The organism is Streptomyces sp. NPDC052396 (assembly GCF_044593195.1).
Lineage (GTDB): Bacteria > Actinomycetota > Actinomycetes > Streptomycetales > Streptomycetaceae > Streptomyces.
Map to the genome: position 1 here is coordinate 352,414 of NZ_JBIUAW010000003.1, position 24,533 is coordinate 376,946.

The window sequence follows — 24,533 nt, forward strand, 5'->3', positions numbered from 1 at the left end:
GGCCCCTTTCCGCTGCTCAGAGCAAGCCTCGGAGCAGCCCTCAGGCCAGTCCGGCCACCAGCTCGGCCACCGGCTTGCGGCGGCCGGTGAAGAACGGCACCTCCTCGCGGACGTGCATCCGCGCCTCCGAGGCCCGCAGATGACGCATCAGGTCCACGATCCGGTGCAGCTCGTCGGCCTCGAAGGCCAGGATCCACTCGTAGTCGCCCAGCGAGAACGAGGCGACCGTGTTGGCCCGCACATCGGGGTAGCCACGGGCCATCTTGCCGTGGTCGGCGAGCATCCGGCGCCGGTCCTCGTCCGGCAGCAGGTACCAGTCGTAGGAGCGGACGAAGGGGTAGACCGAGACATAGTCGCGCGGCGTCTCATCGGCCAGGAAGGCCGGGATGTGCGACTTGTTGAACTCGGCCGGGCGGTGCAGCGCCATGTTGGACCACACCGGCTCCAGCGTCCGGCCGAAGCGGGTGCGGCGGAACCGGCTGTAGGCGTCCTGCAGCGCGTCCGAGGTCTCGGAGTGCCACCAGATCATGACGTCGGCATCGGCCCGCAGCCCGGAGAGGTCGTAGATGCCGCGCACCGTGACGTCCTCCTTGGCGAGCTGCGCGAAGAGCTCCTCGACCTCCTCGGCGAAGCCCGAGCGGTCCTCGGGCAGCACCTCGCGCAGCTTGAACACCGACCAGAGGGTGTAGCGGATGACCTCGTTGAGGTCCTTGGCCTTCTTGCCGGCGTTCGGGATCTTCTGGGCGTCAGTCATGCCGTCCATTCTCCCTCTTCGCCCCCGGTGTCCTCCGCCAGGGTCGCCAGCAGCTCGTCGGCGGCCCGGTGGGCGGCCGCGATGCAGGCCGGGATGCCCACGCCGTCGTACTGGGCGCCGCACACCCGCAGCCCGGGCAGCGCGGCGACCGCCTCCCGGATCCGGGCGACCCGCGCCAGGTGGCCCACCGGGTACTGGGGCAGCCCGCCGTACCAGCGGGTGACCCGGCTCTGCAGCGGCCGGGCGGCCAGCCCCACCGCCTCGCCCAGGTCCCGCAGCGACAGGGCCACCAGCTCGGCGTCCTCCCGCTCCAGGTCGGCCTCGTCCCCGTAGCGGCCGAGTGAGGTGCGCAGTACGAACACCTCCGGGTCGGCCGAGGCGATCCAGCCCCACTTGTTGCTCGCGAAGGTGGACGCCTTGATCTTCCGGCCGTCCACCGGGGGCACCAGGAAGCCGCTGCCGTCGAGCAGGTGGGCCACCTCGGAGCGGCGGAAGGCCAGAGTGACCAGCGCCATGGAGGCGTACTCCACGGCGGCCAGCTCACCGGCGGCGGCCGGGGCCGGTCCGTTCAGCAGCCGGGCGGCGGCCGCGGCCGGAGTGGCCAGCACCACCGCGTCGGCGGTCAGATACCCGTCGCCGAGGTCCAGCCGCCAGCCGTCGGGGAGCCGGGTGAGGGCGCGCACCGGCGTACCGGTACGGATCTCTCCGCCGGCCCGGCGCACCGCCTCGGCGAGCGCCGGCGGCAGGGAGCCGATGCCGCCGTCGATGCCCATGAAGACCGGGCCGCCGCGGGCCGGCGCGGCGGCCTGGACCTCGCGCACCGCCTCGGTCAGCGAGGGGTGGCGGCGGGCGGCCGCGAACAGGGCGGGCACCGCGGCACGCATCGAGATCCGGTAGGCGTCGCCCGCGTAGACCCCGCCGAGCAGCGGCTCCACCAGGCGGTCCACCACCTCACGGCCGAACCGCTCGGCGACCAGGGCGCCGATGGCCACGTCCTCGCCCAGCTCGCTGCCCGGCAGCCCGGGCTCCCGGGCCATCCGGGCCAGGCCCTGCTCGGAGATCACTCCGGAGGCGGCCAGCGGGGCCAGATCGCCGGGGACGCCCATCAGATGCCCCTGGGGCAGCGGCCGCAGCCCGCCGCGGGTCCACACCCGGGCGCCGGCGGTGGCGGGCGGCTGCAGCCGCTCCGCCAGGCCCACCGCGCGGGCCAGCTCCACCGCCTCCGGCCGCCGGGCCAGCATCGACTCGGCGCCCAGGTCCACCGGTACGCCCGCGATCTCGCCGGCCAGCAGCTTGCCGCCCAGCCGGTCCCCGCCCTCCAGCACGGTGACCTCGGCGCCGCCCGCCACCAGCCGGTGGGCCGCCGCCAGACCGGAGATACCGCCGCCGATGACGGCCACCCGGGGCCGGTGAGGGTGCGCTGCGTTCATGGCCCCACTGTCTCAGACCGCCATGGACCCGCCGTCCCCACCCCATGGACGGACCACGGGCATTGACAGCCCCGGGCCACGCGCAAAGACTCGCCGCCAAGCGCGATCAACGGCCCCGAGCGTTTACGGAGACCCCATGAACGACCGCATCCGGGATGTGTACATCGTCGACGCCGTCCGCACCCCGGTCGGCAGGTACGGCGGCGCACTGTCCTCCGTACGGCCCGACGACCTGGCCGCGCGGGTGGTGCGCGCCCTGGTGGACCGGTCGCCCGCGCTGGATCCGGCCCGGATCGACGATGTGGTGCTGGGCAATGCCAACGGGGCGGGCGAGGAGAACCGCAATGTGGCGCGGATGGCCGTGCTGCTGGCCGGACTTCCGGTGTCCGTGCCCGGCGCCACCGTCAACCGGCTGTGCGCCTCCGGCCTGGAGGCGGTGGTCCAGGCGTACCGGGCCATCGCCCTGGGCGACGCCTCGGTGGTGCTCGCCGGGGGCGTGGAGTCGATGAGCCGCGCCCCCTATGTGCTGGCCAAGCCGGAGCGCGGCTTCCCGGCGGGCCACCAGCAGCTGTACTCCACCACGCTGGGCTGGCGGCTGACCAACCCCGCCATGCCGCCGCGCTGGACCGTCTCGCTGGGCGAGGGAGCCGAACTGATCGCCGCGAAGCATGGCATCACCCGGGCCGAACAGGACGCCTTCGCCCTGGCCAGCCATCAGAAGGCGGCCCGGGCCTGGCGGGAGGGCGACTACGCGGCCGAGGTGGTGCCGGTGCCCGGGGTAGACCTGCCGCGTGACGAGACCATCCGCGACACCACCTCCGCCGAGGCACTGGCCAAGCTGAAGCCCGCCTTCCGCGCCGAGGGAGGCACGGTCACCGCGGGCAACTCCTCGCCGCTCAACGACGGGGCCGCCGCGCTGCTGCTGTGTGACGAGGAGGGCCTGCGGGCCACCGGCCGGGAACCGCTGGCCCGGATCCGCGCCTCGGCCGCCACCGGCATCGAGCCCGACCTGTACGGCCTGGGCCCGGTCGAGGCGGTCCGCCGGGCGCTGGCCAGGGCCGGCCGCTCCTTCACCGACCTGACCCATATGGAACTCAACGAGGCCTTCGCCGCCCAGGCCCTGGGCTGCTTCGCCGAATGGCCGGAGCTCGACCCCGGCATCGTCAACCAGCGCGGCGGCGCCATCGCCATCGGCCACCCCCTGGGCTGCTCCGGCGCCCGGCTGGCCGGCGCCCTCGCCCACCAACTGGCGGCGGCGGGCTCCGGCACCGGTGTGGCGGCCCTGTGCATCGGCGTGGGCCAGGGCCAGGCCCTGGTCCTGGAACGCGACTAGGTTGCGTCCGACGGCCCCTGGACCTCAGGTGCGGGCCGTTGGTGGCTGTTCGCGCAGTTCCCCGCGTCCCTTAGGGGGCGCGCCCCGGCCCAATCCAACCGGCGTTCCCGGCCGGCACCGCTGGGTAGCTCTCCCCCATGACAGCCACGCCGCGCACCACCACCCCCGTCTACCAGGGCATCCCGGAACGCCGCCCCTTACACCCGCCCTATCCCCTGGCCCTCGGCCCGGAGGCGGTCGAGCTGACCGGCCCCGTCTTCGGACCGGCCGAGGTCGCCGAGGACGAGGCGGACCTGACCAACCGCCACCCCGGACAGCCGCTGGGTGAGCGGATCACCGTCTCCGGCCGGGTGACCGACCGTCAGGGGTGCCCGGTCCGGGGCCAGCTGGTGGAGCTCTGGCAGGCCAACGCGGCCGGCCGCTACACCCACCGGCAGGACGGGCACCAGGCCCCGCTGGACCCCAACTTCACCGGCACCGGCCGCTGCCTGACCGACGACCAGGGCCGCTACCGCTTCACCACCATCCGTCCCGGCGCCTACCCACTGCCGGGCCAGACCGCCTGGCGCCCCGCCCACCTGCACTTCTCCCTCTTCGGCAGCGCGTTCACCCAGCGCCTGGTGACCCAGATGTACTTTCCGGGCGACCCGCTGCTGGCGTACGACTCCATCTGGAACACCATCCCCGATGCCCGGGCGCGGCAGGCCCTGGTGGCCGCCTACGCCCCGGAGCTGGGCGAGCCCGACCGTTCGCTGGGCTACCGCTGGGATGTGGTGCTGGACGGCCCGGCCGCGACCTGGACCGAGGGGAGCCGCTGAGTGCCCGGCCACCCGACCCCGAGCCAGACCATCGGCCCCTACTTCGGGATCGCCCTGCCCTTCGCCGACGGAGGCGACCCGGCCCCCGCCGGACATCCCGCCGCGCTCACCCTGCATGGCGCGGTGTACGACGCCGAGGGCGCACCGGTGCCGGACGCCCTGTTGGAGTTCTGGCAGGCGGCCCCGGACGGCAGCCGGTCCGGCGCCCCCGGCAGCCTGCGCCGTGACGGCGTCACCTTCACCGGCTTCGCCCGGGTGCCGACCGATGACAACGGGCGCTACCGGCTGCGCACCCTGGCGCCGGGCGGGCCGCCGTACCTCGCCCTGTGCCTGTTCGCCCGGGGGCTGCCGGAGCACTTGTTCACCCGGGTCTACCTGGCCGTTCCGCCCGGCGACCCACTGCTGGCCGCCCTGCCGCCGGAACGGCGCGGCACCCTGCTGGCCACCGCGCAGGCCGATGGCTCACACCACTTCGACCTCCGCCTCGGCGGCCCGGCCGAGACCGTCTTCCTGTCCTTCCGGCCGGAGTGAGGCGGGCCGCTTGGTCCGGCCGCCGCGGCCCGGGGAGAGAAGTGGTCAGCGCGCCGTGCGCTCGTGGACGTACTCCACCAGGTGCGTCAGCGCCTGCGGATCCGTGTCCGGCAGCACGCCATGGCCCAGGTTGAAGACATGGCCCTCCAGACCGCGGGCGGCCTGAAGCACCTCGTCCGTCTTGGCCTCGACCGCCGCCCGGGGCGCGAACAGCACCGCCGGGTCCAGGTTGCCCTGCAGCGCCTTGCCGGGGCCGACCCGCCGGGCGGCCTCGTCCAGCGGAACCCGCCAGTCCACGCCGACGACATCCGCGCCGGCCTCGCCCAGCAGCCCCAGCAGCTCGCCGGTGCCCACCCCGAAGTGGATGCGCGGCACACCGTACCCGGCGACCGAGTCGAAGACCTTGGCCGAGGCGGGCATCACCAGGCGCCGGTAGTCGGCCGGGGCCAGCGCGCCGGTCCAGGAGTCGAAGAGCTGCACCGCCGAGGCGCCCGCCTCGATCTGCACCTTGAGGAAGGCGGAGGTGATGTCCGCGAGCCGGTCCACCAGCTCGGTCCACAGCTCCGGGTCGCCGTACATCAGCGCCTTGGTGTGCTCGTGGTTGCGCGAGGGCCCGCCCTCCACCAGGTAGCTGGCCAGCGTGAAGGGCGCGCCGGCGAAGCCGATCAGCGGGGTGGCGCCCAGCTCGGCGGTGAGCATCCGCACCGCCTCGGTGACATAGGAGACATCACCGGCCTCCAGCGGCCGCAGCCGCTCCAGGTCGGCGCGGCTGCGGATGGGCTGCTCCACCACCGGGCCGACGCCCGGCTTGATGTCCAGGTCGATACCGATGGCCTTGAGCGGCACCACGATGTCGCTGAAGAAGATCGCCGCGTCCACATTGTGCCGGCGCACCGGCTGCAGGGTGATCTCGGTGACCAGCTCCGGCCGCATACAGGACTCCAGCATCCCGACGCCCTCGCGGACCTTGCGGTACTCGGGCAGCGAGCGCCCGGCCTGGCGCATGAACCACACCGGCGTGTGCGGTACGGGCTCGCGCCGGCACGCCTTCAGAAAGGCCGAATCGTGTGCCGCGGTGCGGGCCGTCTGCTGCTGGCTGCGCTCACTCATGCCCCAAATCTTCGCACGGGCCGAACGAGTGACCCGCCGCGCGGTGTCCCTACCTGGAACCGAGGGTCCTTCCGCCTAGTCTTCCGGGCATGGCTGCGGCGCACGGACACCACTCGGAGAGTCCGGACGACGTGGGTGGGGAGGGTTCCCCGTCCGTCTTCCGGCAGGCGGTCGCCGGGCTGCAGGGTGTGCTCCTGCGGCCGGAGATCGAACTCGACGCGACCCCGCCACCCCAGCGGCTCGCCCCCTACTCCTACGCGCTGGAGGCCGCGGTCGTGGTGGACGACCAGGAGCTGGCCGACGGGCGGCTGATCCTGCTGCACGATCCGGCCGGCCATGAGGCCTGGGGCGGGACCTTCCGGCTGGTGACCCTGGTCCATGCCGACCTGGAGGAGGAGATGGCGGCCGATCCGCTGCTCCCCGAGGTGTGCTGGTCCTGGCTGACCGGCGCGCTGGAGGCGCGCCGGGTGCCCTATGCGGCGCCCAGCGGCACGGTGACCCGGGCCGGCTCGCACTACTTCGGCGGTCTGCGCGAGCGCCGCCCGTCCACCCAGATCGAGATCCGGGCCTCCTGGTCACCGGTGGAGCCCAAGGGCATCGGCGAGGCGCACCCGGCGCCGGACACCGCGGCGCACCTGGCGGCCTGGTGCGATCTGCTGTGCCAGATCGCCGGGCTGCCGCCGGGCGGCGCCCCGGACGCGGGGATTGTGACGCTCCCTCAGCGGCGGGGGCCGCAGAGTCGCTGAGCAGGGCGTCCGTACCGGGCCCCGAACGGGGTGGCGGGCCGGCCGGGGACCGGCCCGCCACCCGCACCACTGACCGGACAGTGGCCTGAATTGCCCGAATTGTTACTCATCAATTCGTGATCATTCCCTAAAGCCGGGCGGTTTGACTGCCGAAGGAGCTTGTGACCCTTTCTGTACGGATCGCCCCGGCTTACCCACAAGTCGGCACCCGTCCCCGCCACTCCCCCTGGAGGCCTGGTGTCCGTTCTCCTCGAGCAACCGGCGAGCCTCGCCTACCGCCCGACCAAACCGACCGCCATGGTGGTCGTCGCCGACCCGCGGGTCCGCTCGACCGTCACCCGCCATCTGTGGGCCCTCGGTGTACGCGATGTGATCGAGGCCTCGTCCATCGCCGAGGCCCGCCCCCGCATCGGCAATCCGCGCGACATCTGTGTGGCCGATGTCCATCTCCCCGACGGCTCCGGACTGACCCTGCTGTCCGAGACCCGCGCCGCGGGCTGGCCCAACGGCCTGGCCCTGTCCGCCGCCGATGACATCGGCGCGGTACGCAACGCGCTGGCCGGCGGCGTCAAGGGCTATGTCGTCACCGGCACCCGCACCAACCTCGGCATCCCCGGCCGTCCCGGCATCTCCCCCATCGGCGCCGCCGCGGCCCGGATGCAGCGCCGCCCGCCCGGCGCCCCCGGCCACCCCGGCGGCTACCGGGAACTGTCCGGCCGCGAGGTCGAGGTCTTGCGGCTGGTTGCGGAGGGCCAGTCCAACAAGGCCATCGGTGTCTCGATGGGCCTGTCCGCACTCACCGTCAAGAGCCACCTGGCCCGGATCGCCCGCAAGCTGGGCACCGGCGACCGGGCCGGAATGGTCGCCGTGGCCCTGCGCACCGGCATCATCCACTGAGTCCACCGAGCCCGCCACACCCCCGACGCCCGCCGACGGAACGTTCCGTCGGCGGGCGTCCGGCATCCCCGGATACCCTTGACGGGTGACCGACGCCCAAGAGACCGCAGCAGACCCATCACTGCGAACCCCCGGGGGCGGCCCCCCGGACGACGTCGAAACGGCGCCGATCCCCCTACTGGAGCCACGTGAGGGCATTCCGCCGGTCGCGGCGGACGCCAACGCCCTGGCCAATATCGTGGCCGCCTTCGCCACCGGCACCGGCCCAGTGGCCGTGGACGCCGAACGTGCCTCCGGCTACCGCTACGGCCAGCGCGCCTACCTGGTCCAGCTGCGCCGCGAGGGCGCCGGTTCCGCCCTGATCGACCCGGTGGGCTGCCCCGACCTCTCCGCGCTCGGCGAGGCCATCGGCGACGCCGAGTGGGTGCTGCACGCCGCCACCCAGGACCTGCCCTGTCTGCGCGAGATAGGGATGACGCCCACCCGGCTGTTCGACACCGAGCTCGCCGGCCGGCTGGCCGGTTTCGCCCGGGTGGGGCTGGGTGCCATGGTGGAGAACGTGCTGGGGTACGCCCTGGAGAAGGGGCACTCCGCCGTCGACTGGTCCACCCGCCCGCTGCCCGAGCCCTGGCTGCGCTATGCCGCGCTGGATGTGGAGCTGCTGGTCGACCTGCGGGACGCGCTGGAGACCGAGCTGGACCGCCAGGGCAAGCTGGACTGGGCCCACCAGGAGTTCGCGGCCATCGCCGCCGCGCCGCCCGCCCCGCCGCGCAAGGACCCCTGGCGCCGCACCTCCGGCATGCACAAGGTCCGCCGCCGCCGGCAGATGGCCGTGGTGCGCGAGCTGTGGACGGTTCGCGACCAGATCGCCCGGCGCCGGGACGTCTCGCCGGGCAAGGTGCTGGGGGACGGCGCCATCATCGAGGCCGCGCTGGGCCTGCCCGCCCATGTCAACGCCCTGGCGGCGCTGCCCGGCTTCGGGCACCGGATGGGCCGTCGCCAGCTGGAGCAGTGGCAGGCCGCCGTCGACCGGGCCCGGGCGGTGCCGGAGTCCGAACTGCCGCAGCCGGGCCAGCCGCTGACCGGCCCGCCCCCGCCGCGCGCCTGGGCCGACAAGGATCCGGCCGCCGCCGCCCGGCTGTCCGCGGCACGGGCCGCGGTGACCGAGCTGGCCGAGCGGCTGACGATGCCCCAGGAGAACCTGATCACTCCGGACACCGTGCGCCGGCTGTGCTGGGAGCCGCCCGGCCGGCCCACCGCGGACCTGGTGGCCGAGGCGCTCGCCGGCTATGGCGCCCGCCCCTGGCAGGTGGAGCAGGTGACCCCGGTGCTGGTGAAGGCGCTGACCACGGCGGCCTGACGCCCGACGGAACACGAACGCCCTGGCGGTGGCCAGGGCGTTCGGCGTATCCGCGGGGACATCCGGGATGTGACCTTCACCGCTGGGCAGGGGGACTGTGCAGCATGGTTACTCGTAAGTAGCATGACGGTGAGTCCCGCGCCGTGGCGTACCCCGATTCCGGCATGCCCGCGCAGCGATCCGCACCTGGAGGAGAGCCAACGTGCCTCGTACCGCTAGGGACGTCGTCTTCGTCGACGGCGTCCGCACCCCGTTCGGCAAGGCGGGCCCGAAGGGCATCTACCACGAGACCCGCGCCGACGACCTGGTCGTCAAGTGCATCCGGGAGCTGCTGCGGCGCAACCCGGACCTCGACCCGGCCCGGATCGACGAGGTCGCCATCGCCGCCACCACCCAGATCGGCGACCAGGGCCTGACCCTGGGCCGTACCGCGGGCATCCTGGCCGGCCTGCCGCAGTCGGTGCCCGGCTACTCCATCGACCGCATGTGCGCGGGCGCCATGACGGCCGTCACCTCGGTCTCCGGCGGTGTGGCGCTGGGCGCCTATGACATCGCGCTGGCCGGCGGTGTGGAGCACATGGGCCGCCACCCCATGGGCGAGGGCGTGGACCCCAACCCGCGCTTTGTCTCCGAGAAGCTGGTCGACGAGTCCGCCCTGTTCATGGGCATGACCGCGGAGAACCTCCACGACCGCCTCCCGCACATCACCAAGCAGCGGGCCGACGAGTACGCGGTGCGCAGCCAGGAGAAGGCCGCCAAGGCGTACGCCGACGGCAAGATCCAGGCCGACCTGGTGCCGATCTCGGTGCGCCGCACCTCCGCCGACGCCGGCGAGACCGGCTGGGGCCTGGCCATCGCGGACGAGCCGATGCGCCCGGGCACCACGCTGGCGGGCCTCCAGTCGCTGAAGACCCCGTTCCGTCCGCACGGCCGGGTCACCGCGGGCAACGCCGCCGGTCTCAACGACGGTGCCACCGCCTCCCTGATCGCCGCCGAGGATGTGGCGCGCGAGCTGGGGCTGCCGGTCAAGATGCGCCTGGTCTCCTACGCATTCGCCGGTGTGGAGCCCGAGGTCATGGGCATCGGCCCGGTGCCGGCCACCGAGAAGGCGCTGGCCAAGGCGGGTCTGTCCATCGAGGACATCGGCCTGTTCGAGATCAACGAGGCCTTCGCGGTACAGGTGCTCTCGCTCCTGGACCACTACGGCATCGCCGATGACGACCCGCGGGTCAACCAGTACGGCGGCGCCATCGCCTTCGGCCACCCGCTGGCCTCCTCCGGTGTCCGTCTGATGACCCAGCTGGCCCGGCAGTTCGAGGAGCAGCCGCAGGTCCGTTACGGCATCACCAGCATGTGCGTCGGCTTCGGCATGGGCGGCACGGTCATCTGGGAGAACCCCCACTGGGAGGGCAAGTGAGTACCACCGCTGAGCTGTTGAAGGGGGCGGCCGAGCTGTTCCCGGGCGAGGTCGTCACCCAGGCGCACGTCCGGCACCTCGAACTCCCGCACGGCGCGGGCCGGTTCGCGCTGATCACGCTGGACAACGGCTTCGACCACACCAAGCCGACCACCTTCGGCCCGCAGTCGCTGGCCAACCTCAACACCGCGATCGACCAGGTCGAGGCCGAGGCCAAGGCCGGCGAGATCGTCGGTGCCGGCATCACCGGCAAGCCGTTCATCTTCGCGGTCGGCGCCGACCTCAAGGGTGTTGAGCTGCTGGCCCGGCACGAGGACGCGCTGGCCATCGGCAAGGGCGGCCACGACGTCTTCAAGCGCCTCTCCGCGCTGGCCGTGCCCACCTTCGCGTACTACAACGGCGCGGCCATGGGCGGCGGCGTCGAGGTCGGCCTGCACTGCACCTACCGCACGGTCTCGGCCGCGGTGCCCGCCTTCTCGCTGCCCGAGGTCTTCCTGGGCCTGGTCCCGGGCTGGGGCGGCTGTGCGCTGCTGCCCAACCTGATCGGCGCGGACCGCGCGGTGAGCGTGATCATCGAGAACTCGCTCAACCAGAACCGTCAGCTCAAGGGCAAGCAGGTCTTTGAACTCGGCATCGCGGACGCCCTGTTCGAGGGCGCCGACTTCCTGGAGCGCTCGCTGGACTGGACCGCCTCGGTCCTCAAGGGCGACACCGAGGTGGTACGGGCCGAGGTGGACCGCGGCGAGGCCTGGGACCTGGCCGTGGAGCGCGGCCGCACCATCGCCGACTCCAAGGTGCACGGCGCCGCCCCGGCCGCCTACCGGGCGCTGGACATCATCTCCGCCGCCAAGAACGGCGACCTGCGCCAGGGCTTCGACGCCGAGGACCAGGCGCTGGCCGACCTGATCATGGGCGGCGAGCTGCGCAGCGGCATCTACGCGTTCAACCTGGTGCAGAAGCGCGCCAAGCGGCCGGCCGGCGCGCCGGACAAGTCGCTGGCCCGTCCGGTGAACAAGGTGGGCGTGGTGGGCGCCGGCCTGATGGCCTCCCAGCTGGCGCTGCTCTTCCTGCGCCGTCTGGAGGTGCCGGTGGTGCTCACCGACATCGACCAGGAGCGTATCGACAAGGGCGTAGGCTATGTCCACGGCGAGATCGACAAGCTGCTGGCCAAGGGCCGGATCAACCAGGACAAGGCCAACCGTCTCAAGGGCGCGGTCTCCGGTTCGCTGGACAAGGCCGCCGCCTTCGGTGACGCCGACTTCGTGATCGAGGCCGTCTTCGAGGAGATGGGCGTCAAGCAGCAGGTGTTCGCCGAGGTCGAGGCGGTGGTGCCGGAGCACACCATCCTGGCCACCAACACCTCCTCGCTGTCGGTCTCCGAGATGGCGTCCAAGCTCAAGCACCCCGAGCGGGTCGTGGGCTTCCACTTCTTCAACCCGGTGGCCGTGCTGCCGCTGCTGGAGATCGTGCGCGGCGAGCGCACCGACGACGCGGCGCTGGCCACGGCCTTCGCGGTGGCCAAGAAGCTGAAGAAGACGGCGGTGCTGGTCAAGGACGCCCCGGCGTTCGTGGTCAACCGGATCCTGACCCGCTTCATGGGCGAGATCCAGAATGTCATCGACGAGGGCACGCCGATCGAGACCGCGGAGAAGGCGGTGGAGCCGCTCGGTCTGCCGATGTCCCCGCTGGTGCTGCTGGAGCTGGTCGGCCCGGCCATCGGCCTGCATGTCTCGGAGACCCTGCACGGCGCGTTCCCGGACCGCTTCAAGGTCTCGCCGAACCTCGCGGCGGTCGTCAAGGCCGGCAAGCGCGGCTTCTACGTCTACGACTCCGGCAAGCCGGAGGTGGACCCGGAGGTGCTGGCGCTGCTGGAGCAGGGCGATGCGGTCCTCACCGAGGAGCAGGTGCGCGACCGGGTGCTGGACGCGGTCGCCCAGGAGATCGGCCTGATGCTGGACGAGGGCGTGGTCGCCGAGGCGCAGGACATCGACCTGTGCCTGATCACCGGTGCGGGCTGGCCCTTCCACCTGGGCGGCATCACGCCGTACCTGGACCGTGAGGGCGTCTCGGAGCGGGTCAACGGCAAGCGGTTCCTGGAGCCGGGGGTCGCGAGCGTGCCGGTCGCCTGACCGGCGGGGTACATGGATGAGGGCCGCCCTCCCGGGAGTTGTTCTCCCGGGCGGGCGGCCCTTCGCTTTGCCTTTGGGTGCGGGTTGGTGGTGGCTGATCGCGCAGTTCCCCGCGCCCCTGAGGGGCGCCCCGCACTCGGCCTACACGCGCGCCCAAGCCCCCATGGCCAGGCCCGGTTCGTCCGGCTGCTGGCGGGCCACCCGCAGGCCGCCGTCCGGGGCCAGGGCCGCCAGCACGATCAGCCCGTTGGCGTCCAGGGCCAGGGCGGGAGCCCCCACGCACTCCTCGCCGGTCTCGGACCAGCCGGCCAGGGTGGGGAGCTCCCCGGTCGGGTAGGCGGCCACCGCGGGCAGCCCGGCGGCGGACCGCTGGGCGAGCACCGTGCAGTCCTGGCCGTCGATGGGTGTGCGCAGCACGGCCACCGGGCCGGTGCCGCCGGCCGCCAGGGAGCCCAGTGGCGCGGGGCCGGGCCGCTGTTCCTCGTCCGCCGGTACGGCGGGGTCGGGGGTGTGGACGATCAGCGCCGACTCCGCGGCGTCCCGCCAGTAGCAGACCACCCGCCCGTCCCCGGCGTCCGCCAGGGTGGACGAGCAGGCCAGCGGCTTGGCGGGGATGTTGCGGACCCGTCGCAGGTCCCCGCCCGGCTCGTCCTGCCGCCAGAACTGCACCATCTCGCTGGACAGTGCCAGCAGTTCCACCCGCCCGTCCCCGGTGGCGGCCGCCGAGAGGGTGTCCAGCAGCTGATAGCCCTTCATGTCCGTCCAGGGCCCCCAGACGCCCTTGGCGTCCTGGCGCCGCCCGCACACCCCGCCACCGGCGTTGCGGATGAAGACCCAAAGGCCGGTGCCGTCCACCACGGTGGTGGGGGCGCCGATCTTCGCGGCCCGGTCCCAGTCCTGGCCGTAGGGGGTGCCGATGGACCGCCAGGGGGTCGGCGCCCGCCCGGACTGGAACTGGGTGGCGTAGACGACCTCGGTGATGGTGCGTCCGTCATCGGTGGTGCGGGTGCGCACCCCGGTGAGGTACACATAGCCCTTCGGGGTCTGCGATATGGACAGATACGGCTCCAGGCCGGGCACTGCCAGGTGTTCGGGTGCGCTCCACTCCGGGCCGCCGGGACGGGTCTCCGTCCAGCGCAGCAGACCGTCCTCCACGGGCGCGTAGGCCGTCAGCCGGCCGTCCTTTCCCCGCATCAACCAGCCGGTGGTGGGGGTGGCCGTCCGCACTGCCATGACTCGCTGCCAGCCTTCCTCGCGGGCCAATTCCGCATTCCGCGGAGCTGTTTCATCGAATTTTTCCGACCCTCGACGATAACATTCCGCGCCCGCCCGGGAATTCCGGCCGAATTGCGCACCATGGGAGCGCCGGCGGGAGCGCTACCGGAGATCCGTGGCGCCCACCCGGCTGTGCCGCCGCCCGTAGAGGAAGTACACCAGAACGCCGATCACCATCCACACCGCGAACCGCAGCCAGGTCTCCGCCGGCAGGTTCAGCATCAGCCACAGCGAGGCCAGCACCGACAGCACCGGTACCACCGGGACGAACGGGGTGCGGAATGCCCGGGGCAGATCGGGCCGGGTGCGGCGCAGAATGACGACACCCAGGGCGACCACGATAAACGCGAACAGCGTGCCGATATTGACCAGTTCGGCCAGCACGTCGATCGAGGTGAAGCCCGCGACCACGGCGACCACCGCACCCAGCGCGACGGTGGAGCGGTAGGGCGTGCCGAACTTCGGGTGCACGATGGCGAAGAAGCGGGGCAGCAGCCCGTCCCGGCTCATGGCGAAGAACACCCGGCTCTGGCCGAGCAGCAGGATCATGCACACCGAGGTCAGGCCGACCACCGCGCCAAAGCTGATCAGCCCGGCCCAGAAGGGATGGTTGACGGCCTTGAAGGCGTCGGCCAGCGGGGCGTCCACGGTGAGCTTGGTGTAGTTCTGCATCCCGGTGACCACGACGGACACCGCCACATAGAGCACGGTGCAGATGAGCAGCGAGCCCAGAATGCCGCGGGGCACGTCCCGTTGCGGATTGCGGGTCTCCTCGGCGGCGGTGGCCACGATGTCAAAGCCGATGAACGCGAAGAAGACCACCGCGGCGGCGGCGAAGATGCCCATCACACCGAAGTTGGACGGGGTGAACCCGAACATCAGCTGCATCAGCGGCGCGGTGAGACCGTTGCCGCCGCCGGTGCTCTTCGAAGGCGGGATGAAGGGATGGTAGTTGGCACCCTTGATGAAGAAGGACCCGGCGATGATGACGATGAGGACGACGGTGACCTTCACTCCGACCACCACCGCGGTCACCCGGGAGGAGAGCTTCATGCCGGCCACCAGGATGGCGGTGAGCAGCAGCACCAGCAGACAGGCCAGCAGGTCGAAGCCGAAGTGCCCGCTGTGCACACCGCTGAGCGCGGCGGGCAGGTGCCAGCCCGCGGTGTCCATCAGTGAGCGGATGTAGCCGGACCAGCCGACGGCCACCACCGCACAGCCCAGGGCGAGTTCCAGGATCAAGTCCCAGCCGATGATCCAGGCGGGGAGTTCGCCGAGCGAAGCGTAGGAGAAGGTGTAGGCGGAGCCGGCGACCGGCACGGTGGAGGCGAACTCCGCGTAGCACAGGGCCGCCAGCGCGCAGACGACGCCGGCCAGGACGAAGGACAGGGCCACCGAGGGGCCGGCGTTCTCCTTGGCCACCTTGCCGGTGAGCACGAAGATGCCGGTGCCGATGACCACTCCGACCCCGAATACGGTGAGGTCGAGGGCGGAGAGGGACTTCTTCAGCGCGTGTTCGGGCGCTTCGGTGTCGCGAATGGATTCCTCGACGGTCTTGGTCCGGAACATCCCGCCCCGGCCGCGGCCGCCACCGGCGGGTCGCTGTGTGCTCATCGGGTCACCTCCACCTGCTCGGCGTGCACGCGTCGTCCTCAGTTCCCGAACTGAGCGAGTGTCCGCGATGATCCGGGCCAGGACGGGGCGGCCACAGCCTCCCTCCTGGGGATTCACCCGATGGAGGGCAGACGGCCCCATGCCAAGGGGCCGGCCGGACCACCCTGATAGGGGGTGTTCCCGCCGGCCCCTGGCCGATGCGCCATGCTCCGGTGCGCGGTGTTCCGGTGCGCCGCGGTCAGTCCCGGACGGCCTCGGCGGCCACCGCGATGTCGTCGCCGGGCTCTTCGAAGCGGCCGTCCAGCCTGGCCACCAGGCCGGTCACCTGGCGGGCGATGTCCGGGGCGGTGAGCCCGATCTCGGCCATGACCTCCTTGCGGGAGGCGTGGTCCAGGAAGCGCTGCGGAATGCCGAAGTCGCGCAGCGGCACATCCACGCCCGCGTCGCGCAGCGCCTGGGCGACGGCCGAACCGACGCCTCCGGTGCGGCCGTTGTCCTCGACCGTGACCACCACCCGGTGCCGCTGGGCCAGGCCCGGCAGCTCCTCGTCGACCGGCTTGACCCAGCGCGGGTCGACCACCGTGGTGGAGATGCCCTGCTTGTCCAGCAGGTCGGCGATCTCCAGGCACATCGTGGCCAGCGCGCCGACCGAGACGATCAGGACGTCCGCGGCCTTCCCGTCGTGGCGGCGCAGCACATCCATGCCGCCGATCCGGCCGACCGCCTCCACGGCCGGGCCCACGGTGCCCTTGGAGTAGCGCACCACGGTGGGCGCGTCCTTGACCTCGACGGCCTCGCGGAGCTGGGCGCGGACCTGGTCGGCGTCGCGCGGGGCGGCGATCCGCAGGCCCGGCACCACCTGGAGGATGGACATGTCCCACATGCCGTTGTGCGAGGCGCCGTCGTCACCGGTGACGCCGGCCCGGTCCAGGACGAAGGTCACTCCGCACTTGTGCAGGGCGACATCCATCAGCACCTGGTCGAAGGCGCGGTTGAGGAAGGTGGCGTAGACCGCGAACACCGGGTGCAGCCCGCCGGTGGCCAGGCCGGCGGCCGAGGTGGCCGCGTGCTGCTCGGCGATGCCCACGTCATAGACCCGGTCGGGGAACTCCTTGGCGAACTTGCCCAGGCCCACCGGCTGCATCATGGCGGCCGTGATGGCCACGATGTCCGGGCGCTCATGGCCGAGCCTGACCATCTCGTCGCCGAAGACGGAGGTCCAGCTGGCGCCGCCGGCCGAGACCGGCAGGCCGGTGTCCGGGTGGATGACGCCGATGCCGTGGAAGCGGTCGCCCTCGTGCTGCTCGGCGGGCTTGTAGCCGCGGCCCTTCTGGGTGAGGCAGTGCACGATGACCGGGCCGTTGAAGCGCTTGGCGCGCTGCAGGGCCGACTCCAGGGCCTCGATGTCATGGCCGTCGATGGGGCCCACGTACTTCAGGCCCAGGTCCTCGAACATGCCCTGCGGGGCGATGAAGTCCTTGAGCCCCTTCTTGGCGCCGTGCAGGGTCTCGTAGAGCGGCTTGCCGACCACGGGGGTGCGCTCCAGCAGGTCCTTGCCGCGGGCCAGGAAGCGTTCATAGCCGTCGGTGGTGCGCAGGGTGGCCAGGTGGTTGGCCAGGCCGCCGATGGTGGGCTCGTAGGAGCGCTCGTTGTCGTTGACCACGATCACCAGCGGGCGGTCCTTGGCGACCGCGATGTTGTTGAGCGCCTCCCAGGCCATACCGCCGGTGAGCGCTCCGTCACCGATCACCGCGACCACGTGACGGTCGTCACGGCCGAGCACCTGGTTGGCCTTGGCCAGGCCGTCGGCCCAGCTGAGCACGGTGGAGGCGTGGCTGTTCTCGATGACGTCGTGCTCGGACTCGGCACGCGAGGGGTAGCCGGACAGGCCCTCCTTGCTGCGCAGCCGGGAGAAGTCCTGCCGCCCGGTGAGCAGCTTGTGGACATAGGACTGGTGCCCGGTGTCGAAGAGCACCTTGTCCGTCGGTGAGTCGAACACCCGGTGCAGGGCGATGGTCAGCTCCACCACACCGAGGTTGGGCCCGAGGTGTCCGCCGGTCTTGGAGACTGCATCGACAAGGAAGGACCTGATCTCGGCGGCGAGCCGGTCGAGCTGCTCGGGGCTCAGCCGGTCCAGATCGCGCGGTCCCGTGATGCGGGTCAGCAGCGCCACCCGTGCCTCCTTTAGCTGTCGGACGTGGCCGGTCCGTCGAGTCTAATGTTCCGTTCGGCGCGCCGTTGATCGGGTGATGCCCTCGGGGTCCCGCGATCGGCCCAGTGGCACCTGGTGCCGTTGATGGCAAGCCTTTGCCGTTCCTTCGCTTGTCGGCCAGGAAGGGCCGTCGCTACGTTCAACGCACGCCACCACCCACCGGGGTGGCGCTCTTCCACCGAAGATTGTCATGCGCACGACACCCTCATGCTCTTTCAACCCCCCATGGAGGGCACTTCCGTGCAGACGAACAGATCCTTCGGCTCCAGACGGCTCACCGGCACCGCGACGGCACTGCTGTCGCTGGCCGCACTGGTGACCGGCGGCCTGATAGCCGCCGCGCCCGCCCAGGCCACGGCCCCCACACCCGGCGGCGCCAAGGCCCGGCACCTGTGCTCCCAGAGCACCGCCCGCCACCGGATGTCCTGCCTGGCCCTGGCCCGGACGGACGTCAGACAGCACCTCGGCCTGGGCCACGACATCCTGCCCTCCGGCTACGGCCCCGCCGATCTGCAGAGCGCCTACGCGCTGCCGGCCGGCGCCGGAGCCGGCACCACGGTCGCCATCGTGGACGCCTATGACGACCCCAGCGCCGAGCAGGACCTGGCCACCTACCGCTCGCAGTACGGCCTGCCCGCCTGCACCACGGCCAACGGCTGCTTCCAGAAGGCCGACCAGAACGGCGGCACCAGCTACCCCACCGCCGACGCCGGCTGGGCCGGGGAGATCTCGCTGGACGTGGACATGGTCAGCGCCGTCTGCCCGCAGTGCCACATCCTGCTGGTCGAGGCCAACAGCAACAGCATGGACGACCTGGGCGCCGCGGTGAACCGGGCGGTGACCATGGGCGCCAAGTACGTCTCCAACAGCTACGGCGGCGCCGAGGACAGCACCGACCCCACCTCCGACAGCAGCTTCTTCAACCACCCCGGCGTGGCCATCACGGTCAGCTCCGGGGACAGCGGCTACGGCGTGGAGTACCCGGCGGCCTCCCAGTACGTCACCGCCGTCGGCGGCACCTCGCTCAGCCGGGCGAGCAACGCCCGCGGCTGGACCGAGTCGGCCTGGGGCTCCAGCGCCGGCGGGCAGGGCGCGGGCTCCGGCTGCTCCCAGTACGACCCCAAGCCCTCCTGGCAGCAGGACAGCGGCTGCGCCAAGCGGACCGTGGCCGATGTCTCGGCCGTCGCCGACCCGGCCACCGGCCTGGCCGTCTACGACAGCTACCAGTCCGGCGGCTGGAACGTCTACGGCGGCACCAGCGCCTCCTCGCCGATCATCGCGGCGGTCTACGCGCTGGCCGGCACCCCGGCGGCGGGCAGCTACCCGGCCTCGTACCCCTACGCCCACCCCTCGGCGCTCAATGACATCACCACCGGCGCCAACGGCAGCTGCACCCCGGCCTATCTGTGCACCACCGGCCCCGGCTACGACGGACCGACCGGCCTGGGCACCCCCAATGGCACCGCCGCCTTCACCTCCGGCACCACCGGTGGCAACACCGTCAAGGTGACCAACCCGGGCGCCCAGACCAGCACGGCCGGCGCGGCCGTCTCGCTCCAGGTCCAGGCCACCGACTCGGACGCCGGCCAGTCACTGACCTACTCGGCCACCGGGCTGCCGCCCGGCCTGGCCATCAGCACCGCCGGGCTGATCAGCGGCAAGCCCACCACCGCGGGCAAGTACAACGTCACGGTGACCGCCCAGGACGCCACCAAGGCCAGCGGCAGCGCCTCCTTCACCTGGACCGTCAACGGCCCGGGCGGCGGCTGCACCCCGGCCCAGCTGCTGGGCAACCCGGGCTTCGAGACCGGCAAGGCGGCCCCCTGGACCGCCACCTCCGGAGTGATCGACAACAGTTCCTCGGAACCCGCCCACTCCGGCAGCTGGAAGGCGTGGCTGGACGGCTACGGTTCCCCGCACACCGACACCCTGGCGCAGAGTGTGACCATCCCGGCCGGCTGCCATGCCACCCTGAGCTTCTGGCTGCTGGTGGACACCCAGAAGTTCTCCGGGACCGCGGATGACACGCTCGGCCTCCAGGCCAACTCGGGCTCCGTGGGCTCCTGGTCCAACCTGGACGCGAGCAGCGGCTATGTGCAGAAGACCGTCGACCTGTCCTCCTACGCGGGACAGAAGGTGACCCTGAAGTTCACCGGCACCGAGGACGGTAACGGCGCGACCAGCTTCGTCATCGACGACACCGCGCTCAATGTGAGCTAGGCGAAAGGGCGGTGGGCCCGGACCGTGTCAACGGTCCGGGCCCACCGGCATGTTGAAGGGCGCTTGACGGGCCGCTCGAAGGGCCGCGCTACGCCCGTCCCGCCGTCTTCTGGGTCCGGCGCGAGACCGAGTCGATCACCACCGCGGCCAGCAGCACCGCACCCGTGATCATGTACTGCACCGCGGAGGCGATGCCCAGCAGCGCCATCCCGGAGGCGATCGACTGGATCACCAGCACACCCAGCAGCGCCGACCAGGTCTTGCCCCGGCCGCCGAACAGGCTGGTGCCGCCGATCACCGCCGCCGCGATGGCGTTCATCAGCAGGCTGCCCGCGCCCGAGGACTGGTTGGCGGCGTTGATCTGCGAGGCCAGGAACATCCCGCCGAGCGCCGCCATCGTCCCGGACAGCGCGAACACCGAGACCCGCACCAGCGGGACATTGATGCCCGCCCGGCGCGCCGCCTCCACGCTGCCGCCCAGCGCGAAGACCTTGCGGCCGTAGGAGGTGCGGCGCAGCACCAGGTCGAAGGCGACCACCACCCCGACGAAGATCACCACGGCCAGCGGCAGGCCCTTGTACTGGTTGAACAGCCAGGCCGCGGCATAGGCCGGCACCGCCAGCCCGGCGGTGCGCGCCGCGACCTCGCTCATCGGACGGCCGGGCACCCCGGCCGCCTCGCGCCGCCTGGAGTCCCGGAAGGACGCCAGGAAGTAGCCCAGCACCGCCAGGGTGGCCAGGCCGTAGGCGGCGGCCACATCACTGAAGTAGTAGTTGGTCAGGTCGGCGACCAGGCCGGAGTCGTCCAGGTTGATGGTGCCGTTGGAGCCCAGCACCTGGAGCATCAGGCCGTTCCAGCCCAGCAGTCCGGCCAGGGTGACCACAAAGGCGGGCACCCCGATCCGGGCGAAGAAGAAGCCGTGCAGCGCGCCCATCACGGTGCCGGTGAGCACCGCGAGGATCAGCGCCAGCCACTCGGGCATGCCGTGGTGGACGTTGAGCACCGCGAAGACCGCGGCGGCCAGTCCGCTGACCGAGCCCACCGAGAGGTCGACCTCGCCCAGGATCAGTACAAAGACGATGCCGACCGCGATCAGGCCGGTGCCCGCGGCGGTGACAAAGAGGTTGGAGAGGTTCTCCGCGCCCAGGAAGGCGCCGTCCTGGAGCTGGAAGACCAGGCAGATGACGATCAGCCCGGCCACCACCGGCAGCGAGCCCAGGTCACCGCTGCGCAGCCGGCGGACGAACTCCTGCCAGTACCCGGCGAAGCCCGCCTCGCGGACCAGCAGCCGGGGGTCGGCCGGCGGCACGGTCACGGCGTCCTCGGAGGACAGGTCGGTGGTCACTTCGATGCCTCCGCGGTGCGGGCCTTGCGGCGGGTGACAGCGTTGTCGGTGGCACCGGTGATGGCCGAGATGATCTCCTCCTGGGAGGTGCTGCGCACCTCGAAGGTGCCGTTGTTGCGGCCGAGCCGCAGCACCGCGACCCGGTCGGCGACCGCCTTGACATCGGCCATGTTGTGGCTGATGAGGATCACGCCCAGGCCGCGCTCGCGCAGCCGCTCCACCAAGTCCAGTACCTGGGCGGTCTGTTCGACGCCCAGGGCGGCGGTGGGCTCGTCCAGGATGACCACCTTGGGCTCGCCCAGCAGCGAGCGGGCGATGGCGACCGTCTGCCGCTGGCCGCCGGAGAGCGAGGCGATGGGGATGCGGACGCTGGGGATGCGGATGGACAGGGTGGACAGCAGCTCGCGGGCCCTGCGTTCCATCTCCACCTCGTCCAGCACTCCGGCGCGGACGATCTCCCGGCCCAGGAAGAGGTTGCCTACGACATCGATGTTGTCGCACAGCGCCAGGTCCTGGTAGACGGTGGCGATTCCCAACTCCTGGGCGGTGTGCGGCCGGTCGATGCGGACCGGCTTGCCCTCCCATTCGATGACTCCATCGTCCGCGGGGCTCGCCCCCGCGATCGTCTTGACCAGGGTGGACTTTCCGGCGCCGTTGTCGCCGACCAGGGCGACCACCTCGCCCGAGTGGATCTCCAACTCGACTTCGGTGAGCGCCTGTACGGCACCGAAGCGCTTGGAGATCCCGCGCAACGCCAGTACGGGCGTAGCGGACACGTCGATCACTTCCTTCCCGGCGCTACTTCAGTCCGGCCTTGTCGCACTGCGCCTTGTACTTGTCAGTGCAGAGCTCGCTGAGGGAGTAGAAGCCTTCCTGGCCGACGTACTTGCCGATGTCGGCCTTGGTCAGCGCGACCGGGGTGACGATGATCGAGGGGATCTTCTTCTGGGTGCCGCTGTCCGTGGTGGAGGTGGCGACGGAGCCCAGCGCCTTGCCCTGGGCCAGGGTCACGGCCAGGGTGGCGGCGGCGTCGGCCTCGGGCTTGTAGGGCTTGTAGACGCTCATGAACTGCTCGTCCGCCAGGATGCGCTGGACACCGGAGAGCTCGGCGTCCTGGCCGGTGACCGGCGGGAGCTTGTCGTAACCGGCCGCGCGCAGCGCGGTGATGATGCCGCCGGCCATGCCGTCATTGGCCGAGTAGACGCCGACGATGTTGTCCTTGCCGAGCGCGGAGATGGCGCCCTTCATGTTCTCGTTGGCGTTCTCCGGCTTCCACTCCTTGGTGTCGTACTCCTTGCCGATCTTGACCTTGCCGTCGAGAACGGAGTGCGCGCCGTCCTTGAACATCTTGGCGTTGGGGTCGGTGATGGAGCCGTTCATCATCACGATCTGGCCCTTGGCGGCGTTGTCGCCCAGCTCCTTGAGCAGCGCCTCGCCCTGGATCTTGCCGACCCGCTCGTTGTCCACCGAGGTGTAGGCCTTGACCGGGCCCTCGGCGAGGCGGTCGTAGGCGACCACCGGGATGTTCTTGTCGGTGGCCTTCTTGACCGAGCTCGCTATCGACTTGGCGTCCACCGCGTCCACGATCAGCGCGTCGACCTTCTTGGTGATCATGGTGTCGACCTGCTGCTGCTGAACGGAAGCGTCCTGCTTGGCGTTCTCGTAGAGCACGGTGGTGCTGGTGCCCGCGAGTTCCTTGATCTTCTTCTCGATGAGCGGCTTGTCGAAGCGCTCATAGCGGGCGGTCTGGTTCTCCGGCAGCAGCAGCCCGATGGTCAGCGAGCCCTTGGCGTCCGTCTTCTTGTCCCCGCCGCCGGCCTCCTTGGCCTTTCCGCAGGCGGCAAGGCCGGTGGCCATCGACACGGCGGCCAAGGCCACCACGGCACGACGCAGTTGCGTGTTCACTTACGGATACCTCCCTGACGAGGCCGCGTCCTTGCGACCGAGGTGGCAGGAAGTCAAGCCGCACGTCAACGAAGCGTCAACTAGTGAAGCGATTTCGAGTTGGCAACGATGCCATTCGTTATCAGGGTGAACTCAAGGGACAGGGCAGGTCGGGACGTTCGGCCTCAGCCGGGAAGACTGTCGTCCAACAGGGAGGAATCACCCATTTCGCTCAGCACCAGGGCCAGCGCGCCCAGCACCTCGGCCCGGCCGCCCAGTGCGCCGGGCACCACCTCCAACTGCCGTGCCGCACTGGGGATGGCATAGCGGGAGACCGACTCCCGGATGGGCGCCAGCACCAGCTCTCCGGAGTCCGCCAGGTCCCCGCCGAGCACCACCCGGCTGGGGTTGAGCAGGTTGCACAGGCTGGCCACGCCGCTGCCGATGTGCCGGCCCACGTCCGCGATCACCCGCCGGCAGCCGGCGTCGCCGTCCTGCGCCAGGCGCACCATCCGGGCCACGGTCAGATCGGTGCCGTGCGCCGAGTGCAGCAGCGGCAGCACATAGCGGTTGGCGGTGAAGGTCTCCAGGCAGCCGCGGTTGCCGCAGCGGCAGACCGGGCCGGACTCGTCCAGGGTGATGTGCCCGATCTCACCCGCGGTGCCGCCCGGCCCCCGGTAGATCTGCCCGTTGATCACCAGTCCGGCGCCCACACCGCTGGCGACCTTGATGTACGCCAGGTCGGCGGCCCCGCGTCCGGCGCCCCACACCAGCTCGCCCAGCGCGCCGAGGTTGGCATCGTTGTCGACGTAGACCGGGACGTCCAGGCGGGCGGCCAGGTCGTCACGGGGATTGGTGCCGGCCCAGCCCGGCAGGATGGCGGTGGAGCCCAGCACCCCGGAGGCCACATCGATGGGGCCGGGCACGCCCAGGCCCACCCCGACGATCTTGCGCGGGCTGATGCCGGAGCCCGAGATCAGGCTTTTGACCAGGAACTCCGCCCGGTCCAGGCCCTGGGCCGCGGAGGCGTCCACATCCAGCGGCTCGGCCTCCTCGGCCAGCACCCGGTGGGCCAGATTGCCGATGGCCACCCGCAGGTGGGTGTGGCCGAAGTCCACCCCGACCACGATCCCGGCGTCCCCGGAGAGCGAGACGCTACGGGCCCGCCGGCCGCCGGAGGAGGTGGGTGTCACCTCGACGGTGCCGTTGTCCTTCAGCTCCCGCACGATATTGGAGACGGTGGCCGCGGACAGCCCGGTGGACCGGGCGATCTCGGCCTGGGTGAGCGCGCCCGCCATACGTACCGCCCGGACCACGCGCTCCAGGTTGGCCCGGTGCAACGAGGACTGCGACCCCGGAGTCTCCACGCCCATTCACTCCCACCTCGTCGGCACGGCAGAGCCGGTCGTCCATACAACCTATGAAGCTAAGCTCAGCCGCATGGCGTAGATCACGTCA

Annotated in this window: 19 protein-coding genes; 9 read left to right on the forward strand and 10 right to left on the reverse strand. The window is 71.6% G+C overall.

The window, feature by feature from the left end:
* Positions 1 to 40: 40 nt before the first annotated feature.
* Positions 41 to 763 (reverse strand): hydrogen peroxide-dependent heme synthase, encoded by a 723-nt coding sequence (gene hemQ / locus ACIHFE_RS10030; protein ID WP_400105350.1) that lies wholly within the window; start codon positions 761 to 763, stop codon positions 41 to 43.
* Entirely contained in the window at positions 751 to 2,184 is a 1,434-nt protein-coding gene (gene hemG, locus ACIHFE_RS10035; RefSeq protein WP_400105351.1) for a protoporphyrinogen oxidase, read from the reverse strand. Before hemG ends, hemQ begins: the two co-directional genes overlap by 13 nt.
* A 136-nt stretch (positions 2,185 to 2,320) precedes the next feature.
* Here hemG and ACIHFE_RS10040 point away from each other — a divergent pair, with 136 nt between their 5' ends.
* The 3 genes from ACIHFE_RS10040 (at position 2,321) to pcaG (ending at position 4,866) form a co-directional block, all read left to right on the forward strand.
* The gene (locus tag ACIHFE_RS10040) at positions 2,321 to 3,517 is read left to right on the forward strand and encodes a thiolase family protein (protein WP_400105352.1); all 1,197 of its coding nucleotides are present in this window, start codon (positions 2,321 to 2,323) and stop codon (positions 3,515 to 3,517) included.
* A 137-nt stretch (positions 3,518 to 3,654) separates the two neighbouring features.
* Complete coding sequence (locus ACIHFE_RS10045) at positions 3,655 to 4,335, forward strand: protocatechuate 3,4-dioxygenase subunit beta (RefSeq protein WP_400105353.1); 681 nt, start codon at positions 3,655 to 3,657, stop codon at positions 4,333 to 4,335.
* On the forward strand, positions 4,336 to 4,866 hold the full coding sequence (gene pcaG / locus ACIHFE_RS10050) for a protocatechuate 3,4-dioxygenase subunit alpha (protein ID WP_400105354.1): 531 nt from the start codon (positions 4,336 to 4,338) through the stop codon (positions 4,864 to 4,866). It abuts the gene before it with no gap.
* Between the two features lie 45 nt (positions 4,867 to 4,911).
* Here pcaG and hemE read toward each other — a convergent pair whose 3' ends face one another.
* Complete coding sequence (hemE, locus tag ACIHFE_RS10055) at positions 4,912 to 5,976, reverse strand: uroporphyrinogen decarboxylase (RefSeq protein WP_400105355.1); 1,065 nt, start codon at positions 5,974 to 5,976, stop codon at positions 4,912 to 4,914.
* Between the two features lie 89 nt (positions 5,977 to 6,065).
* On the opposite strand from hemE, the gene ACIHFE_RS10060 reads away from it, so the two are divergent.
* The 5 genes from ACIHFE_RS10060 to ACIHFE_RS10080 all read left to right on the forward strand — a co-directional run bounded on the left by ACIHFE_RS10060 (position 6,066) and on the right by ACIHFE_RS10080 (position 12,525).
* Positions 6,066 to 6,722, forward strand: coding sequence for a DUF3000 domain-containing protein (locus ACIHFE_RS10060; RefSeq protein ID WP_400105356.1), 657 nt, complete (start codon positions 6,066 to 6,068; stop codon positions 6,720 to 6,722).
* Between the two features lie 237 nt (positions 6,723 to 6,959).
* Positions 6,960 to 7,619 carry a LuxR C-terminal-related transcriptional regulator gene (locus ACIHFE_RS10065; protein ID WP_400105357.1) on the forward strand — a complete coding sequence of 220 codons (660 nt, stop codon included), beginning with the start codon at positions 6,960 to 6,962 and terminating at the stop codon, positions 7,617 to 7,619.
* Between the two features lie 85 nt (positions 7,620 to 7,704).
* Entirely contained in the window at positions 7,705 to 8,979 is a 1,275-nt protein-coding gene (locus ACIHFE_RS10070; RefSeq protein ID WP_400105358.1) for an HRDC domain-containing protein, read from the forward strand.
* A 202-nt stretch (positions 8,980 to 9,181) separates the two neighbouring features.
* Positions 9,182 to 10,396, forward strand: a complete 1,215-nt coding sequence (locus tag ACIHFE_RS10075; RefSeq protein ID WP_400105359.1) for a thiolase family protein — start codon at positions 9,182 to 9,184, stop codon at positions 10,394 to 10,396.
* Complete coding sequence (locus ACIHFE_RS10080; protein ID WP_400105360.1) at positions 10,393 to 12,525, forward strand: 3-hydroxyacyl-CoA dehydrogenase NAD-binding domain-containing protein; 2,133 nt, start codon at positions 10,393 to 10,395, stop codon at positions 12,523 to 12,525. Before ACIHFE_RS10075 ends, ACIHFE_RS10080 begins: the two co-directional genes overlap by 4 nt.
* A gap of 141 nt (positions 12,526 to 12,666) precedes the next feature.
* Here ACIHFE_RS10080 and ACIHFE_RS10085 read toward each other — a convergent pair whose 3' ends face one another.
* From ACIHFE_RS10085 to dxs, 3 genes are all read right to left on the reverse strand, one after another.
* Entirely contained in the window at positions 12,667 to 13,758 is a 1,092-nt protein-coding gene (locus tag ACIHFE_RS10085; RefSeq protein ID WP_400105361.1) for a hypothetical protein, read from the reverse strand.
* A gap of 144 nt (positions 13,759 to 13,902) precedes the next feature.
* A complete protein-coding gene (locus ACIHFE_RS10090) occupies positions 13,903 to 15,414 on the reverse strand; it encodes an amino acid permease (protein WP_400105362.1) in 1,512 nt (503 codons plus the stop codon).
* A 238-nt stretch (positions 15,415 to 15,652) separates the two neighbouring features.
* Positions 15,653 to 17,587, reverse strand: a complete 1,935-nt coding sequence (dxs, locus tag ACIHFE_RS10095; RefSeq protein WP_400105363.1) for a 1-deoxy-D-xylulose-5-phosphate synthase — start codon at positions 17,585 to 17,587, stop codon at positions 15,653 to 15,655.
* A 279-nt stretch (positions 17,588 to 17,866) separates the two neighbouring features.
* Between dxs and ACIHFE_RS10100 the strand changes: the two genes are divergently transcribed.
* Positions 17,867 to 19,846 carry a putative Ig domain-containing protein gene (locus ACIHFE_RS10100; protein ID WP_400105364.1) on the forward strand — a complete coding sequence of 660 codons (1,980 nt, stop codon included), beginning with the start codon at positions 17,867 to 17,869 and terminating at the stop codon, positions 19,844 to 19,846.
* Between the two features lie 88 nt (positions 19,847 to 19,934).
* Here the strand turns inward: ACIHFE_RS10100 and ACIHFE_RS10105 are convergent, their stop codons facing one another.
* The 4 genes from ACIHFE_RS10105 to ACIHFE_RS10120 all read right to left on the reverse strand — a co-directional run bounded on the left by ACIHFE_RS10105 (position 19,935) and on the right by ACIHFE_RS10120 (position 24,448).
* Positions 19,935 to 21,191 (reverse strand): sugar ABC transporter permease, encoded by a 1,257-nt coding sequence (locus ACIHFE_RS10105; RefSeq protein ID WP_400105365.1) that lies wholly within the window; start codon positions 21,189 to 21,191, stop codon positions 19,935 to 19,937.
* Positions 21,188 to 21,976: an ATP-binding cassette domain-containing protein gene (locus tag ACIHFE_RS10110; RefSeq protein ID WP_400105366.1), complete on the reverse strand. Its 789-nt coding sequence runs from the start codon at positions 21,974 to 21,976 to the stop codon at positions 21,188 to 21,190. The genes ACIHFE_RS10105 and ACIHFE_RS10110 overlap by 4 nt, the downstream gene beginning before the upstream one ends.
* Positions 21,977 to 21,989: 13 nt before the next feature.
* Positions 21,990 to 23,096: a substrate-binding domain-containing protein gene (locus tag ACIHFE_RS10115; protein ID WP_400105367.1), complete on the reverse strand. Its 1,107-nt coding sequence runs from the start codon at positions 23,094 to 23,096 to the stop codon at positions 21,990 to 21,992.
* Positions 23,097 to 23,260: 164 nt separating this feature from the next.
* Positions 23,261 to 24,448 carry an ROK family protein gene (locus ACIHFE_RS10120; RefSeq protein ID WP_400105368.1) on the reverse strand — a complete coding sequence of 396 codons (1,188 nt, stop codon included), beginning with the start codon at positions 24,446 to 24,448 and terminating at the stop codon, positions 23,261 to 23,263.
* Positions 24,449 to 24,533: the final 85 nt, after the last annotated feature.

Excerpts from the sequence above, each read along its gene's own strand:
- hemQ (WP_400105350.1), bottom strand. The coding sequence starts at position 763 with ATGGACGGCATGACTGACGCCCAGAAGATCCCGAACGCCGGCAAGAAG.
- hemG (WP_400105351.1), bottom strand. The coding sequence starts at position 2,184 with ATGAACGCAGCGCACCCTCACCGGCCCCGGGTGGCCGTCATCGGCGGC.
- ACIHFE_RS10040 (WP_400105352.1), top strand. The coding sequence starts at position 2,321 with ATGAACGACCGCATCCGGGATGTGTACATCGTCGACGCCGTCCGCACC.
- ACIHFE_RS10045 (WP_400105353.1), top strand. The coding sequence starts at position 3,655 with ATGACAGCCACGCCGCGCACCACCACCCCCGTCTACCAGGGCATCCCG.
- hemE (WP_400105355.1), bottom strand. The coding sequence starts at position 5,976 with ATGAGTGAGCGCAGCCAGCAGCAGACGGCCCGCACCGCGGCACACGAT.
- ACIHFE_RS10060 (WP_400105356.1), top strand. The coding sequence starts at position 6,066 with ATGGCTGCGGCGCACGGACACCACTCGGAGAGTCCGGACGACGTGGGT.
- ACIHFE_RS10085 (WP_400105361.1), bottom strand. The coding sequence starts at position 13,758 with ATGGCAGTGCGGACGGCCACCCCCACCACCGGCTGGTTGATGCGGGGA.
- ACIHFE_RS10090 (WP_400105362.1), bottom strand. The coding sequence starts at position 15,414 with ATGAGCACACAGCGACCCGCCGGTGGCGGCCGCGGCCGGGGCGGGATG.
- ACIHFE_RS10120 (WP_400105368.1), bottom strand. The coding sequence starts at position 24,448 with ATGGGCGTGGAGACTCCGGGGTCGCAGTCCTCGTTGCACCGGGCCAAC.